This window comes from Alteribacillus sp. HJP-4 (genome assembly GCF_042139015.1).
GTDB lineage: Bacteria > Bacillota > Bacilli > Bacillales > Marinococcaceae > JBHIKY01.
On sequence record NZ_JBHIKY010000031.1, the window covers coordinates 20,401 to 35,150 of the forward strand.

At 40.9% G+C, this 14,750-nt stretch carries 16 protein-coding genes and 1 tRNA gene; 11 read left to right on the plus strand and 6 right to left on the minus strand.

Going from position 1 to position 14,750, the window contains the following annotated elements:
- Positions 1 to 5: 5 nt before the first annotated feature.
- A complete protein-coding gene (locus tag ACE4RR_RS19240) occupies positions 6 to 509 on the plus strand; it encodes a CcdC family protein (protein ID WP_375537067.1) in 504 nt (167 codons plus the stop codon).
- A gap of 36 nt (positions 510 to 545) precedes the next feature.
- On the opposite strand, the gene ACE4RR_RS19245 is transcribed toward ACE4RR_RS19240, so the two are convergent.
- On the minus strand, positions 546 to 977 hold the full coding sequence (locus ACE4RR_RS19245; protein WP_375537068.1) for a DUF2621 domain-containing protein: 432 nt from the start codon (positions 975 to 977) through the stop codon (positions 546 to 548).
- Positions 978 to 1,105: 128 nt separating this feature from the next.
- Between ACE4RR_RS19245 and ACE4RR_RS19250 the strand changes: the two genes are divergently transcribed.
- The 4 genes from ACE4RR_RS19250 (at position 1,106) to ACE4RR_RS19265 (ending at position 8,269) form a co-directional block, all read left to right on the plus strand.
- Positions 1,106 to 1,495 (plus strand): hypothetical protein, encoded by a 390-nt coding sequence (locus ACE4RR_RS19250; protein ID WP_375537069.1) that lies wholly within the window; start codon positions 1,106 to 1,108, stop codon positions 1,493 to 1,495.
- A 15-nt stretch (positions 1,496 to 1,510) separates the two neighbouring features.
- Positions 1,511 to 1,963 carry a gamma-glutamylcyclotransferase family protein gene (locus tag ACE4RR_RS19255; RefSeq protein ID WP_375537070.1) on the plus strand — a complete coding sequence of 151 codons (453 nt, stop codon included), beginning with the start codon at positions 1,511 to 1,513 and terminating at the stop codon, positions 1,961 to 1,963.
- A 219-nt stretch (positions 1,964 to 2,182) separates the two neighbouring features.
- The gene (gene gltB, locus ACE4RR_RS19260) at positions 2,183 to 6,781 is read left to right on the plus strand and encodes a glutamate synthase large subunit (RefSeq protein WP_375537071.1); all 4,599 of its coding nucleotides are present in this window, start codon (positions 2,183 to 2,185) and stop codon (positions 6,779 to 6,781) included.
- A gap of 3 nt (positions 6,782 to 6,784) precedes the next feature.
- The gene (locus ACE4RR_RS19265; RefSeq protein ID WP_375537072.1) at positions 6,785 to 8,269 is read left to right on the plus strand and encodes a glutamate synthase subunit beta; all 1,485 of its coding nucleotides are present in this window, start codon (positions 6,785 to 6,787) and stop codon (positions 8,267 to 8,269) included.
- 237 nt (positions 8,270 to 8,506) lie between these two features.
- Here ACE4RR_RS19265 and ACE4RR_RS19270 read toward each other — a convergent pair whose 3' ends face one another.
- A complete protein-coding gene (locus tag ACE4RR_RS19270) occupies positions 8,507 to 8,725 on the minus strand; it encodes a hypothetical protein (RefSeq protein WP_375537073.1) in 219 nt (72 codons plus the stop codon).
- A 196-nt stretch (positions 8,726 to 8,921) separates the two neighbouring features.
- Here ACE4RR_RS19270 and ACE4RR_RS19275 point away from each other — a divergent pair, with 196 nt between their 5' ends.
- Positions 8,922 to 9,341 carry a hypothetical protein gene (locus ACE4RR_RS19275; RefSeq protein WP_375537074.1) on the plus strand — a complete coding sequence of 140 codons (420 nt, stop codon included), beginning with the start codon at positions 8,922 to 8,924 and terminating at the stop codon, positions 9,339 to 9,341.
- Between the two features lie 44 nt (positions 9,342 to 9,385).
- Here ACE4RR_RS19275 and xylE read toward each other — a convergent pair whose 3' ends face one another.
- Positions 9,386 to 10,777, minus strand: coding sequence for a D-xylose transporter XylE (xylE, locus tag ACE4RR_RS19280; protein WP_375537075.1), 1,392 nt, complete (start codon positions 10,775 to 10,777; stop codon positions 9,386 to 9,388).
- A 220-nt stretch (positions 10,778 to 10,997) separates the two neighbouring features.
- On the opposite strand from xylE, the gene ACE4RR_RS19285 reads away from it, so the two are divergent.
- On the plus strand, positions 10,998 to 11,426 hold the full coding sequence (locus ACE4RR_RS19285) for a YueI family protein (protein ID WP_375537076.1): 429 nt from the start codon (positions 10,998 to 11,000) through the stop codon (positions 11,424 to 11,426).
- A 462-nt stretch (positions 11,427 to 11,888) separates the two neighbouring features.
- Positions 11,889 to 12,641, plus strand: coding sequence for a YheC/YheD family protein (locus ACE4RR_RS19290; protein ID WP_375537077.1), 753 nt, complete (start codon positions 11,889 to 11,891; stop codon positions 12,639 to 12,641).
- 100 nt (positions 12,642 to 12,741) lie between these two features.
- Here ACE4RR_RS19290 and ACE4RR_RS19295 read toward each other — a convergent pair.
- A tRNA-Sec gene (locus tag ACE4RR_RS19295) sits at positions 12,742 to 12,838 on the minus strand.
- A gap of 275 nt (positions 12,839 to 13,113) precedes the next feature.
- Positions 13,114 to 13,326, minus strand: coding sequence for a hypothetical protein (locus tag ACE4RR_RS19300; RefSeq protein WP_375537078.1), 213 nt, complete (start codon positions 13,324 to 13,326; stop codon positions 13,114 to 13,116).
- A 445-nt stretch (positions 13,327 to 13,771) separates the two neighbouring features.
- Between ACE4RR_RS19300 and ACE4RR_RS19305 the strand changes: the two genes are divergently transcribed.
- The 3 genes from ACE4RR_RS19305 (at position 13,772) to ACE4RR_RS19315 (ending at position 14,523) form a co-directional block, all read left to right on the plus strand.
- The gene (locus tag ACE4RR_RS19305; RefSeq protein WP_375537079.1) at positions 13,772 to 14,011 is read left to right on the plus strand and encodes a hypothetical protein; all 240 of its coding nucleotides are present in this window, start codon (positions 13,772 to 13,774) and stop codon (positions 14,009 to 14,011) included.
- Positions 14,012 to 14,033: 22 nt separating this feature from the next.
- Entirely contained in the window at positions 14,034 to 14,228 is a 195-nt protein-coding gene (locus tag ACE4RR_RS19310; RefSeq protein WP_375537080.1) for a hypothetical protein, read from the plus strand.
- Positions 14,229 to 14,322: 94 nt separating this feature from the next.
- The gene (locus tag ACE4RR_RS19315; protein WP_375537081.1) at positions 14,323 to 14,523 is read left to right on the plus strand and encodes a hypothetical protein; all 201 of its coding nucleotides are present in this window, start codon (positions 14,323 to 14,325) and stop codon (positions 14,521 to 14,523) included.
- A 48-nt stretch (positions 14,524 to 14,571) separates the two neighbouring features.
- Here ACE4RR_RS19315 and ACE4RR_RS19320 read toward each other — a convergent pair.
- Positions 14,572 to 14,750, minus strand: a 179-nt coding sequence (locus ACE4RR_RS19320) for an IS3 family transposase (protein WP_375534203.1), incomplete at its 5' end; no start/stop codon positions are given.

Genomic DNA, 14,750 nt, shown 5'->3' on the forward strand with positions numbered 1-14,750 from the left:
TAAAAATGAATGCTACATTAATTATATCTACCTTTGGTGCTGCTGTCATGGCAATGATAGCGATTTTCATACGTATGAAAGCTATCAAAAAGCCAGCGACGGTCAAAAAGATCATCCTTCCGCCGGTTTTTATGTCGACCGGTTTTCTTATGTTCATTTACGAACCAGCCCGGCTGACTCCGGCCCAGGTGCTTGAAGCTTTGAGCGTTGGCATATTGTTTTCGATGTTACTTATAAAAACGTCAAGCTTTGAAATTCGTGAAAACAACATATACATGAAACGATCGAAAGCCTTCGTGTTTTTATTATTCGGTCTTTTGGTGGCGAGAGTCTTATTTAAGTTAATCATCGGAGATGCGATCAATGTGGAAGAACTTGCGGGCATGTTTTTCATTCTCGCTTATGGCATGATTATTCCGTGGCGGATATTCATGCTGATCCGTTTCAAAAAAATGGAAAAGGAAAAGCAGACCCAGGAAAAAGAGGCTGCCATAGCTATGCGCACGTAAAAAGCTGTCCTTCTGTTTTTGGAAGGGCAGCTTTTATTAAGATGTAAAGAGATGCTCATACGTGGAGTCATCTATCTCTTTTTCCTTTAATTTTTTGCGGAGAAACTTGTGGTCACGTTTTGGGGTCGCCATAATATAGCCGCGGATGAGTAAGTCCTGGTCAATTGAAGCTGCATTTTCTTTTAGTGCGAGCTCGCCCACCTTGCCGGCAATTTTCTCTTTTGCTGTTCCACGGAATAACTCGGGAACAGGTTCGACAAGTTCATTCAACAATTCTTTTTTTTCAGGCGGCCAAAGATGAATAGTTTCTCTTATATAATAGTCCTGCCAATCGAGAATGGAATTGCCATCTTCTTTTGGAAAGCGTTTTAAAAATTTCCGGAACATAAAATATCCGCCGATAAACATAAATATGGTTAAAAATACTGACCAGAACACGATAAACCACATAAACCATTCAGCCGGCATAAATCCACCATCCCCGTTCTCAAGAATTCAATGTTATTTTATCATATCACGAAAGATATTGCCTATCCTCCACTGCACAATGATATAATGCAGGAGGTGCAAATTGCTTTAATAAAGGAGCTGCAATCATGCTGCTGGACATAGGAAGCTATGTAATTCATTGGCTCATGGCCTTATTTTTCTTTTTACTTATTCCGTTTCCCTTTTTCATAAAAGGCATGGACGGGGAAAATCTTGCATTTATTAAGAAGCTGTATCGACCCATTTTAATCCTGGCTCATATAGGACTAATAGGCAGCGCAGTAACGGGCGCGGTTCTAATTACAGATTGGCAGAATTGGTGGACTGCCGCTGTTCTTATTGTCTGGATCGGTATTGGAGCTTTCCTTGGGCTGACAGCAAAAAATCTGCGTCTATCGATGGAGGGGAAGCCGGAAACAAGCCTGCTCCCCTTTAGCAGCCTGCTGACAATTTCCATCTTAATAATGTTTTTGCTGAAATTCTCTAATTGGTTTTAAAAAGGAGTAGATGATTTGTTTTATTTTGCTTACGGTTCCTGCATGAATACGGAGGATTTAAACAGAACGGTCACAGCCCAAAGAATTGGCGCAGCCTCTCTCCGTCATTATGAGTTCGGCTATCGTGCGTATGGAAGAAGCAGAAACGGAGGGGTGGCCGATATTTTTCCTTCTGAAGGAAATTCGGTGGAAGGTGTCCTTTTTTTAGTGCCGGGTACGTCACAGCTTGATGCGCGGGAAGGTCATCCTGATTTTTACCGCCGGATTGAAGTCGTTGTCAGAAGAGAGGACACAAATGAAAATGTGGAGGCGTTCACCTACACTGTCGTAAATAAGTCAAAAATAGATATCGCACCGTCAGAGTATTACGCTGGCCTGATCTTTGAAGGTGCGGAGATATTATCACCTGCTTATCAAAATTCTATCAGGAAATTAACGAGCAGACTGCTGCATAAACGTGATATCTAAGGAGAAGAGCAGCGACAGACTCTTCTTCTGTGACCGAGGCTTTCAACACAGCCTTAAGTGATCCATGTCCCGGAGAAAGCTTCCTTCTAAAATGAATGAAATAAAAGGTAACAGCTCTATGTATTTGATGCTGTTACCTTTTTTTATTTCAAAAAAACATAAATACCTGTTCTTTAACAAACCATAGGAAATAGAAGTTTGCATACTGAGGAGGTACTTATGAAAGCACACAGTTCCCCTAAGGCACAGGGATTATATGACCCGGCTGATGAGCATGATGCATGCGGTATTGGAATGATTGCTCATATTAATGGTCGAAAATCACATGATATTATTCAAAACGCCATTACAATTCTTTGCAATCTTGAACATCGTGGAGGTCAGTCTGCTGATATTAGTACGGGAGACGGCGCCGGAATACTTACTCAAATTCCACATTATTTTATGAAGCATGAGTGTGAAAAATTAAATGTTGAACTGCCTGCTGAAGGCAGGTATGGCCTTGGAATGGTGTTTCTTCCCCAGACCTATGCACTTCGTCGTCAGTGTGAAGAGGTCCTTCGCGAACTGATTGAAGAGGAAGGACAGCAGCTATTAGGTTGGAGGACAGTGCCGGTCAACGATTCATTCGTCGGAGATCACGCTAAGAAATCAAAACCTTTTATCCGGCAATTTTTCATAAGTCCAGGCAGCGGCCTGAAAACAAGACTCGATTTCGAACGCAGGTTATTTATCATCCGCAAACGCGCAGAAAAGAAACTGCAGAATATAGAAGAAATCTTTTATATCAGCAGCCTGTCAACAACCACAATCGTTTATAAAGGAATGCTTATACCCGAACAGCTCGGCTCCTTTTTTATTGATCTGAACCATCCTGATTTCACTTCATCACTCGCACTTGTACACTCGCGTTTCAGCACGAATACGTTCCCGAGCTGGGAACGTTCGCATCCGAACCGTTATACGATCCATAATGGTGAATTTAATACGATCCGGGGAAATGTAAATTGGATGAGAGCACGTGAAGCGTTATGTACTTCAGAATTTTTTAATGATAAAGATATGCAGAAACTGCATCCGATTATTGATAGTGATGGCAGTGATTCCTCGATGTTTGATAACTGTTTTGAGTTTTTGCATTTGTCCGGCAGGACGCTAGCGCATACAGCAATGATGATGATTCCAGAACCTTGGACGAATGATAAGTACATGGATGCTGCTAAAAAAGGGTTTTATGAGTACCATAGCTGTCTGATGGAGCCATGGGACGGGCCGGCAGCGGTTGTATTTACCGACGGACGCCAGATAGGAGCGTGTTTGGATAGAAACGGGCTGAGGCCTGCGAGGTATTACGTGACAAAAGACGGCTTGATCGTTTTCGGCTCCGAGGTGGGAATCCTCGATATTTATGCCGAGAAAATTGAATACAAAGAAAGGCTGCATCCTGGAAAAATGCTCCTTATAGATACAGATAAAGGCGAGATTATTTCAGATGAAAAAATAAAAAAACAAATTGCTGCGGAGAAGCCTTATAAAAAATGGACCGCGCGTTATTTAATCGATATTTCTGATCTTCCAGAAAAACCATTGAGCAACGGGATTCTGGAAAGAAATGTCCTGCCTCTTCAAAAGGGATTCGGCTATACGACTGAAGAAATAAATAAAATATTAAAGCCAATGGTTACGGATAAAAAAGATCCTGTAGGTTCAATGGGTTATGATTCACCACTCGCAGTACTTTCCAAACAGCCGCAGCTTTTATATAACTATTTTAAACAGCTGTTTGCCCAGGTGACAAACCCTCCGATTGACGCGATTCGAGAAAAGATAATTATCGCTGCAGAAACAACCATTGGCAGAGAGGGCAATCTAGTAGTGCCGAATGCAGAAAGCTGCAGAAAAATCAGGATCCAGACCCCTGTACTGACCTCTGAAAATTTTGAAAAATTACGTCAAAATGTTTTGGAAGAATTTAAAGTCAGCGAATTATCTATCTGTTTTCCTGCAGAATCAGGAACAATGAAAGCTTCGCTTGATTCATTATTTTCAAGGGCAGAAGCAGCAATTGATAATGGAGCCGCTTTACTTATCTTGTCGGACCGGACCGTAAGTGAGACGGAAGCAGCGATTCCTGCACTGTTGGCTGTCTCGGGGCTGCATCATTATTTAATACGAAAGGGAAAACGGACGAAGGCAAGTATTATTTTGGATTCTGCTGAACCGAGAGAGGTTCATCATTTTGCAGTACTGCTTGGGTATGGAGTGGAAGCTATACATCCGTATTTAGCATATGCCTCCCTCAACCAGCTTGTAGTCAATGGCGATCTCCGACAGATCAGTCGTAATGATGCGATTGCCGAGTATATCCAGGCTGCCACCGACGGTATCGTGAAAGTGATGTCTAAAATGGGTATTTCCACTATTCAGAGCTACCGTGGGGCGCAAATATTTGAGGCAGTCGGTATCCATAAGGATGTAATAAAAGAATACTTTACTCGAACTTCCTCAAAGCTAGGCGGCATTGGTTTGGATACTATTGAAACAGAAGCACTTCAGCGACATCGGGAAGCATTTCGCATACCAAGGGGAAGTCGGCCTGTCCTGGCATCTGGGGACGATTTCCAATGGCGTGTGAATGGAGAAGATCATCAATACAATCCAGCCACCATTCATCTACTGCAGCAGGCGTGCCGTACTAATAACTATGAACTGTATTTAAAATATACCAAGCTGCTGACGAGTACTGAAAAAAATCTGCAATCTCTGCGCGGCCTGCTTTCATTTAAAAACAGAAAGCCAGTAAGGCTGGAGGAGGTAGAATCTGAAAAAGAAATTATAAAGCGCTTTAAAACAGGAGCGATGTCCTTTGGCTCGATTAGTGAAGAAGCACATGAATCGCTGGCAATAGCAATGAACCGGCTTGGTGGAAAGAGTAATTCCGGAGAAGGAGGAGAAAAAGAAGAGCGTTTTACTAAGGAACCAGGTGGAGACTGGCGCCGCAGCGCAATAAAGCAGGTGGCGTCAGGAAGGTTTGGGGTGAATAATCATTATCTAGCGAATGCAGACGAAATTCAAATTAAAATTGCGCAGGGAGCTAAGCCAGGGGAAGGCGGTCATCTGCCAGGGAAAAAGGTGTATCCGTGGATAGCCGAAGTAAGAGGCTCTACTCCTGGAGTGGCGCTTATTTCTCCACCGCCTCACCACGATATTTATTCCATTGAAGACCTCGCAGAGCTGATTCATAATTTAAAAAATGCAAACCCCCAGGCACGAATAAGTGTAAAGCTGGTAGCTGCTGCAGGTGTTGGTACGATTGCCGCAGGTGTTGCAAAAGGCAGAGCGGATCTTGTTTTGATAAGTGGTTATGACGGTGGCACCGGCGCTGCTCCCCGGACAAGTTTGAAGCATACGGGAATGCCATGGGAAATAGGGCTGGCAGAGACCCACCAGACTTTGCTTTTAAACCGGCTGCGTGACCGGATTATCGTCGAAACGGACGGTAAACTGATGACAGGCAGAGACGTTATTATCGCAGCTCTTCTCGGAGCAGAGGAATATGGATTTTCCACTGCCCCGCTGGTCGTTCTTGGCTGTGTAATGATGCGGGTCTGCCATTTAGATACGTGTCCTGTCGGAGTCGCTACTCAAGACCCGGAATTACGAAAAAAATTTACAGGGAAGCCTGAGCATGTTGTGAATTTTATGAAATTCATCGCAAAGGATGTCCGTGAGCGTATGGCCGGACTTGGCTTTCGAACGATCAATGAAATGATTGGAAGAACGGATGTTTTTACAACTGAGACGGCTGTTAATCATTGGAAAGCACGAGGATTGAATCTCAGCGCACTTCTCCATCAGCCTGACGTGCCTGAAACAGTCAGCCGTTATGCCGTACAAGAGCAAGTGCATGGGTTAGATAAAACACTCGATTATCAGGAACTGATCCCTATTTGCAAACCGGCGATTGAAAACCAGCAAGCCGTAAAAGCCACAGTACTCATTCGCAATATTAACCGCGTGGCCGGAACAATGGTAGGAAATGAAATCACAAAGCGATATGGCCGCCAGGGGCTCCCTGAGGATACGATCCAACTGACGTTTAAAGGCTCAGCCGGCCAAAGCTTTGCTGCGTTTATTCCATCGGGATTAACAATGACACTTGTAGGGGATGCCAATGATTACGTTGGAAAAGGTCTTTCCGGAGGAAAAATCATCATTTATCCATCAAGAAAATCCACTTTCACTGCCTCAGAGAATATTATTATCGGCAATGTATGCTTTTATGGGGCAATCAATGGAGAAGCTTATATCCAGGGAATTGCCGGTGAACGATTCTGTGTGAGAAACAGCGGCGCACAGGTAGTAGTAGAAGGAATTGGAGATCATGGCTGTGAATATATGACAGGTGGTAAAGTCGTCGTACTCGGAAAAACCGGAAAAAACTTTGCGGCAGGCATGTCCGGAGGAATTGCGTACGTGCTCGTTTCACCATCTGAGTCCTTTGAGAAGAATTGTAATCTCGGACAAGTAGAGCTGCAGTCTGTCGATGATGAAAAAGAACAAAAAGAACTAAAGAATCTTATTGAGAAGCATTACAACTATACAAACAGTCAAAAAGCAAAACTGGTGCTTGCCAACTGGGTACAGGAGCTACCTCATATTATTAAAGTGGTGCCTAAGGATTATGCAGAGATGCAGGACCGGATTGAAAAGCTCAAAAAAGATGGGCTGAGTGCTAAACAGGCAGCTATGACAGCTTTTAATGACAGTAAAAAAGCGGTAGAAAAAATAAAAGAACCGATAGGATTAGAGGGATAAAACATGGGAAAACCGACTGGTTTTCGAGAATATCAGAGACAGGCCTGGCCGGAAAGAGATCCAGTCCAACGCTCAAAGGACTGGTGCGATTATACGCTGCCGATGACAGAGGAGGAAGTAAAGAAACAAGGGTCACGCTGTATGGACTGCGGTATTCCGACTTGTCATATGGGCACTGAAATAAATGGTTTGACAAGTGGATGTCCGGTGTATCACCTAATACCGGAATGGAATGACCTTGTTTACCAGGGACAGTGGAAAAAAGCTCTTGAAAGAGAGCATCAAATGAATAACTTCCCAGAATTCACCGGAATGGCATGTCCCGCTCCGTGTGAAGGAGCGTGCGTGCTTGGCATAAATGAACCGCCGGTGGCTATTCGTGCTGTGGAGCGTGCGATAATCGAAAAAGGATTTGAGGAAGGGTGGGTGCAGCCACAGCCGCCGCGAAAACGCACTGACAAAAGAGTGGCCGTAATCGGATCAGGACCAGCAGGACTGGCATGTGCCGATCAACTCAACAAAGCAGGTCATAATGTAACCGTGTTTGAAAAACATGACCGGGCAGGAGGATTGCTGACCTACGGTATCCCCGAAATGAAACTGCCCTATAACATTGTAGAAAGAAGACTTTCTCTGTTAAAAGAGGAAGGTATCACATTTCTTACTAGCACAGAAGTTGGAAAAGAATTTCCAGTGTCTGTTCTTTATCAGGAGTTTGATGCTGTCGTATTATGCGGAGGAGCGGCCGTTCATCGGGATCTTGACGTAGAAGGAAGAAACCTCAAAGGTATTCACTTTGCGATGGATTTTTTGCATGCTAACACGAAAAGTCTGCTTGACTCAGCTCTGCAGGACGGAAAATATATTACTGCCAAAGGAAAAAATGTAATTGTAATTGGTGGCGGAGATACCGGGACCGATTGTATTGCCACCGCAATCAGACACAATTGTAAAAGCTTAGTGCAATTCGATATATATCCTCACAAACCATCTGAGCGACTAGAGGAAAACCCGTGGCCGCAGTGGCCGGTGATTCATCGCGTCGAATACGGCCAAAAGGAAGCAGCCTCCGCATTCGGTAAAGATCCACGGACTTATGAAGTCTTGACAAAAAAATTTACAGGGGATGAAAATGGCCGGGTAAAAGCAGTGCATACTATTCAAGTGCATACAGAAATAAGTGAAACAGGAGAAAGAAAGCGGACAGAACTGCAGGGTACCGAAAAAGTGTGGCCGGCGGAGCTTGTTTTGTTAGCTATCGGATTTAGCGGCCCTGAACAGGGGCTCCTAAAAACGCTTGGTGTCCACACAGATGAGCGTTCCAATGTCAAAGCGGAATATGGCGTATATCAAACAAACATTGAGAATGTTTTTGCAGCTGGTGATATGAGGAGAGGTCAAAGTCTCATTGTCTGGGCCATAAACGAGGGAAGAGAAGCAGCAAGAGAATGTGACCGCTATTTAATGGGGGAAACTGATCTTCCATGAGATAATGCAGCAGGCACCATGGTTTCATGGTGCCTCAGGTTGTTAAGAAAGTCTTCTCAACAACCTGTTTTTTGTTTAATAATCCAATTATTCAGATATTTAAAGTTCACTATTAATTTGAATCCGCTATAGACGGACCGTTAGCTGAAGCGCTGCCCACGGAAAGCGTAGGACTTGTCCACTGCTTTTTTTACCATGCAAAAGGGGCGAGTATCATTTATGATACAGCCCCTTATGCTACTCTTGAACCTCTTCATTCCAGCAGTCGCTGTTTTTCCAGGATTCTGCAGTGCTGCATAGTGTATCAGGGGATGCTTCTGGAGTTTCTGATAATGCTTTCTTCAGCGACATGATAAAGAGCTGGTATTCAGCTTTGGTTAAATGCTTGAGCTCAAGTGAGTGCAGAATGCTATGAACAAGTTCTTCTTCATGGGGAGACTCAAATGTAATTTTCACGTACCGCACCTCGACTTTAAACAGATTGTAATAATTAGTCTTTGTATATACAGAAAATATAAACAAAAATTTTTAAAAAAATAATCTGCCTGTAAATGAGTAGATCTTATATACCAGGTAATGAACATTCAAAATACCCAAATTACTTGCAATATTCTGTTACTTCTTCTAGTCTTAAAGGACGAGGGGGGTTCCCATGAATATCATAATGTACCTTTTATTAGCAGCAGCTGGATGTATTGTACCATTTTTTATTTATTTTAATTTCTTCTCTAAGCAGCATAAATTGATCGATCTCTCCATAGTAAGTTATAAGATTTTACAGGATAATGTCCAGGCATCAGATGATGATATTTACGTAAAGGCAATCCTTACGAACACTGGAGATGATATTATTATTATTTCTTTAGAGTTACACAACGAAAAATTGAAAGAGCCGGTGAAATTAATAGAAGAGAGTATTCATTTAAGGAATGAAGAAAGCACAATGAAGGAGCTTACAAAGAAGATCAACAGTGATGATGCAGAATTGTTAATTCATACTCCATCCACTCTGAATGTATTTGATAACCATGGAAACCGGCAGACAATAAACTTGAAGGCAGCAGCTTCATAAAGTGCCAAAAAGACCCGTGCCATAATGGCATTCGGGTCTTATATTTATGCACTGCGAGGTTTTCTCCATACCATTTCTAGTTCCTCAAGCGATTTTCCTTTCGTTTCGGGGACCATTTTCCACACAAACAAAGCAGATAGAATGCTCATAACACCATAAAAGCTATAAGTGAGGCCGCCGCTGAATTCCATCATCATCGGGTAGGTGGAGGAAATAAAATAATTTGCTGCCCATTGGGCGGCTACGGCAAGAGCTACTGCTTTACCTCTTACTTTATTTGGAAACATTTCAGAGAGCAGTACCCATACCACCGGCCCCCAGGACATCATAAAGGAGGCAGTATAGATAATAATAAAAATCAGCGTACCGATACCAATCGCATCCATAAAGGCCATTCCCGCCACCCCAAACATGCCTGCGGTCATTCCAATCGAACCAATTATCAATAATGGCTTGCGTCCAATTTTATCAACGGTCAATATAGCAATTACGGTAAATATCACATTGACCAGTCCCATAATGATCGTTTGAAACATCGACGCATCCCGGGCCGCTCCCATGCTTTCAAAAATACGCGGTGCATAGTAAAGCGCGACATTAATACCAACGAACTGCTGGAAAATGGACAGGAGAACACCTATCACAATAATTAGTCTGCCAAATTCAAGCAGCTTTCCTTTTTTCGTGTCAAAAGATTGCTTAATTTCGAAAAGAGTTGCTTTAGCCATCGTTTTATCATATATTTTCGAAAGTATCTCCAGTGCCTTTTGGTCGTTATTCTGCGATGCTAAATATCTTGGTGTTTCTGGAACGGCGAATAGTAATGTTAAAAATAAAAGTGCAGGTACAGCCTCAGAAGCAAACATATATCTCCAGCCAATATCATTAATCCAATCCAGCGTCTGACCTCTTGCAATCCCCCAGTTTACAAAGTAAACAATAAGCATTCCAAAGATAATTGCAAATTGGTTCAAAGATACTAAACGTCCCCGGATATGAGGTGGGGCAATTTCCCCTATATATACCGGAGAAACAGCAGACGCAAGTCCGACTCCGATTCCCCCAATAATTCTGTATACATTAAACATAACAAGCAGACTCACTGATGGCTCTCCGGCAGTAAAGAAAAGAAATTCAGGATAAGCTGAACCGAGAGCAGAAAAAAAGAATAAAAGAGCAGCAAGAATAAGAGTGAATTTTCTTCCAAATCTAGTAGAAAAATAGCCTGAGAGAATGCCGCCGAGAATGCATCCAATAAGTGCACTTGAAACAGTAAGACCGTGAACAAGTGAGCTCAATTCTAGACTTTCTGCAAAATAAGTTTGAAGCGAGCCTTCGGCACCAGATATAACGGCCGTGTCATACCCGAAAAGCAGGCCTCCGAGCGTCGCAACCAGTGTAAGCAGAGCTATGTATGCCGATTTACTTGATTGCAAAGGAATCCCTCCTGTAAATTTTGTAATCGTTTCCAAGGTAAATTATAACAACTGATTATACGTTTGTACAGTGGATAAACTAAGTTAAAGTCATATAAGGGTGGATTTTGTATATCGAATAAACAAAGATTTTGTCGTAAGGTGCTTCTCTTATGGAAGATTAGTAAATTTAACATGTTATAATCGGCAGAAGAAATCTGAAAGCAAAGGGAGTATTACAATGAGCGGTAAAGATGTTAATGATTACCTCGAAGAAGGGATTTATGGGAAAAAAGAAACGAGGCCGGATGAAAAACGGCGTTTTCTCGGAACTTACAGGGAGCGGGTGATCATTGCTCTGACCAAAAAACAGGTTCTCGAAAAAGGTATTTATCCTGAAGTAGAGGAAGCGATGAAAGCCCACCCGGGTGCTACTTTATTAATTAATGGAAAGCTTGCATATGCCACATTATCACCCTATACAAAGCTGGCATCCCGCTACAGCATTCATGCCCGGCGTGTCTCGAACATGGATCGGAAAACGGACATTGGGCTCGTACTAGATGCTGGACGGGCTGTTGAACATAAAGAAATATTCGTGGAAAAAAAAGAACCGGAGGATAGCACTGAAAGCCAAAAACCGTGGTGGAAAAAATTATTAGGGATCTGACAACCGGCTGATGGAGCCGGTTTTTTACCTTCAAACTCTATGGTGGTGTCTGTTTTTGTGAACGATTCTTGCCTACCAAAAATATTCGACAACTGGCAATTATTCTAAATTTCCGCATCCGTGTTATTATTTATTTAGACATCCTAATTTGCCTTTTGTTACATTTAAAAAAATAGAGACAGAAAAAAATGGATGCACCTGCGTGAGAAGATCTAGCGTACTATTTAAAATGGAATAATACTCTTTTTATGATATATAATTTCACGTACCGTATTAAAAATAATTCACTTGCCAGTTTTATAAAAGACAGGATAGGACTGATTAGCTCCAATTCTTCCATAGGAAACGCCTGATATTAATTATTGTGGCTAACCCATTGTATACACCCTTCCTGACATCATCTCGTCTGAATAAACTGAGGAAGACAAAACAAATAAAAAATAAAAAAGGGGTGATAGCAGGGTGAAAGGGAAATTAAGAGGAAGAAATAAATACCAAATGCATTTAGCATTCCAAGAAAATAAAGAGCTTCAATTACACCTTCCACATACTTTAATGTGGAACAAAGCCAATTTATATCTTATGTTAAATAAACATAAGGCTGTGGTGGTGAAACCAACGAATGGTAAGCAGGGTCAAAATATTTTTTTTGTGAAAAAAATGAACGCAAATTATCTCATTCAATTCAATAAAAACAAGATAAAAATGAAAAATAGAGAAGAGGTTTTCCATTATATTAATAAAATTGCTGGCAAAAGAAAATTTATGATACAACAAGAAATTGATCTCGCAAAAATTGATGGGAGGCGTTTTGATTTTAGAATTATTATTCAAAGACGAACAATAAATGAGGATTGGGTAGTAAATGGGATGATTGTGAGAAAAGCTGGATATAAATACAAGGTAACTAACCTGCGTCGACATGGGGAAGTCTTATCGTTAGAGGAAGCGTTAGAAGAAATAAATCTCAAGGATGAGGAAAAAATATATAAGGTAGAAGAAATAAAAAAACTTGCCTACATGGCTGCTGTAATGCTAGGCCGAAAGTATCCTAAACAAAGAATATTTGGTGCAGATATTGGTATGACAAAAAATGGTTATCTTTATATATTTGAATTAAATCGATGGCCATTATTAAAGGGATTCAAAGCCCTAGAGGATCAAACCCAATACAAAAGAATCATGAAGTATAAAAATAAATTTAAGAAAAGATGAAGCATTAAACCTTGATCCAGAAGGATGAATTATCCGTTCTTTTGGATCTAAAAACCATCCATCAAATTTAATGTTAAGGGTCGATAAATACAGATAAAATTGGCGGGACCGTCTGGGAATCGAACCCAGCGGAGACGGCACGCGCCTCCCTGAAGGTTTTGAAGACCTCGGCGTGCACCAGCATCACAACCGGCCCCATTTTTTGTTGATATACCATGGGTTTCAAGAGATGGTTATTAGGTTTTTTAAAAAACACTCGTGGTACAAACCTACCTACCACGAGTAATATTATACTATATCAGAAACAATATCAATAATTATAAAGCTTCTTTATTCATTCCAATCTTTAGCTGAAAGATTGTCTCTGCAATATCATAAGAAATTGCCAAACAAGAGTAACGTACACCGTTAAATACAATCGTAAAGTTATTCATCCAAACTCACTCTCCATATGATTATTTTAATAATATAATTAAAGCGCAGAACCAATCCCAAACAATAAATCAAGCAATAAAGGAGCCATCTGAACCAAGTTAAATCCGATACTTGCTGTACTAATCTTTGAATAACCCTTTTCTTTCAAACCAATCATGACCATTAATGCCCCGAAAGTAACCATAACACCTGCAATCGGATAACTTAGCTGAGTGATTAACTCAATGAGAGTGTCAAAACTTCCCGACATCTTCTCTTTAATTGCATCGTTTATGACACTAACTGGAACAGCTTTTTGACCGTATGAAGGAGAGTCCATTGCTAATAAAAAAGGATGTGTGCCAAGAGGTAGATATTTATTTAAGGACGAAAACTTAGGGAAAATCGGTGTGCCGATTCCTAAAAGTATTGCCTAATACATAGAGCAGTTAAGTAAAGAAGAAAACAAAGATCACAAAAATGTCGATTAATATTTTTAAAAAACTGATACTAAAAATACAGGAAATATATATTTAACAATTAGAACAGAAACCCTTGATGAAACCAATGAAACTCTGAAAGAATTAGAAATTGACAATAAAATTGATGATGCTGTTATATTAGAAAAAGAAGAAGAGGACACTAGTAAGTCCTCCAATGATGTCAGTATTTCAAGTATAGAAGGCGGCGCTTATGAAGGGGTAAGAGATTTTAAAATGTTTTGGAATCGTGCAGAAGTGTGGTTAACTCGTACAGACGTTGAGACTATTCAAGGTGCTTCTGCTGGTGTGGGAGCTGGTCTGGTGGCAAAATGGTTTTCTAAATCAAATGTAGCAGCTATAGGGGTTGCAGCCCTTGTTTCAGAAGTAGATAATTATGCAGAAGCCGTTCCAGTCATTTATACGGATTATTTTTACCCTATTCCGCCGCCAAAAATAGAGAGACAGTATCCATAAGATATAGAAAGGATGTTTTGAAATGGGGAAGTATACCAAGGGCCAAGAAGCATTAATATGCGGTCTGGGGGCTGGTTTAGCATATATAGTAGTGGGCTTCCCTGTTATATACATCTTTGATACCCCTGACAGTGTAAAGACTATCGTTTCATCTTTTGGAGCGGGTTTGGGTTATATTTTAGCAAATCAATATATTAAAAAAAAAGAAACTGATTAACAATATTAAACCCTTCTGATACAATTCAGGAGGGTTTTAGAACATCAAAATAATTGAATGAAATACCAAACAAACCAAAGAACGGAAGTAGCGTATGATACGAAGAAACCTTATATATATTATTGCTTTTTTGTTGTTTTCTACGTGGCTTACTTTCATGGATTATATAGAGCATAATTCATTGAACCTTCTATCGAATATGATGCAATCCCTGATCATGGTGATCATTTTCTGGGTAGCTTACTGGTTTTTAGGTGTAGATAAAAAAAGTAAAGAATCTAAAACAGAAAACTAATGTAAAAAAACTCTTCTGGGTAGTGAACCCCAAAAGTTAGAGTTTTTATTATGCAGCTGATTGGCTGGTTTGAGTTCGGTATTGTACCGGACTCAAACCGGCCAGTTTTTCTTTTATTCTTTCGTGATTATAGTAATCCATGTACCTCTCTATTTTCTGTTTCAATTCAGTATAAGAAATCAATGGTTCTCCGTAATACATTTCTTGTTTCATAATGCCGAAAAAGT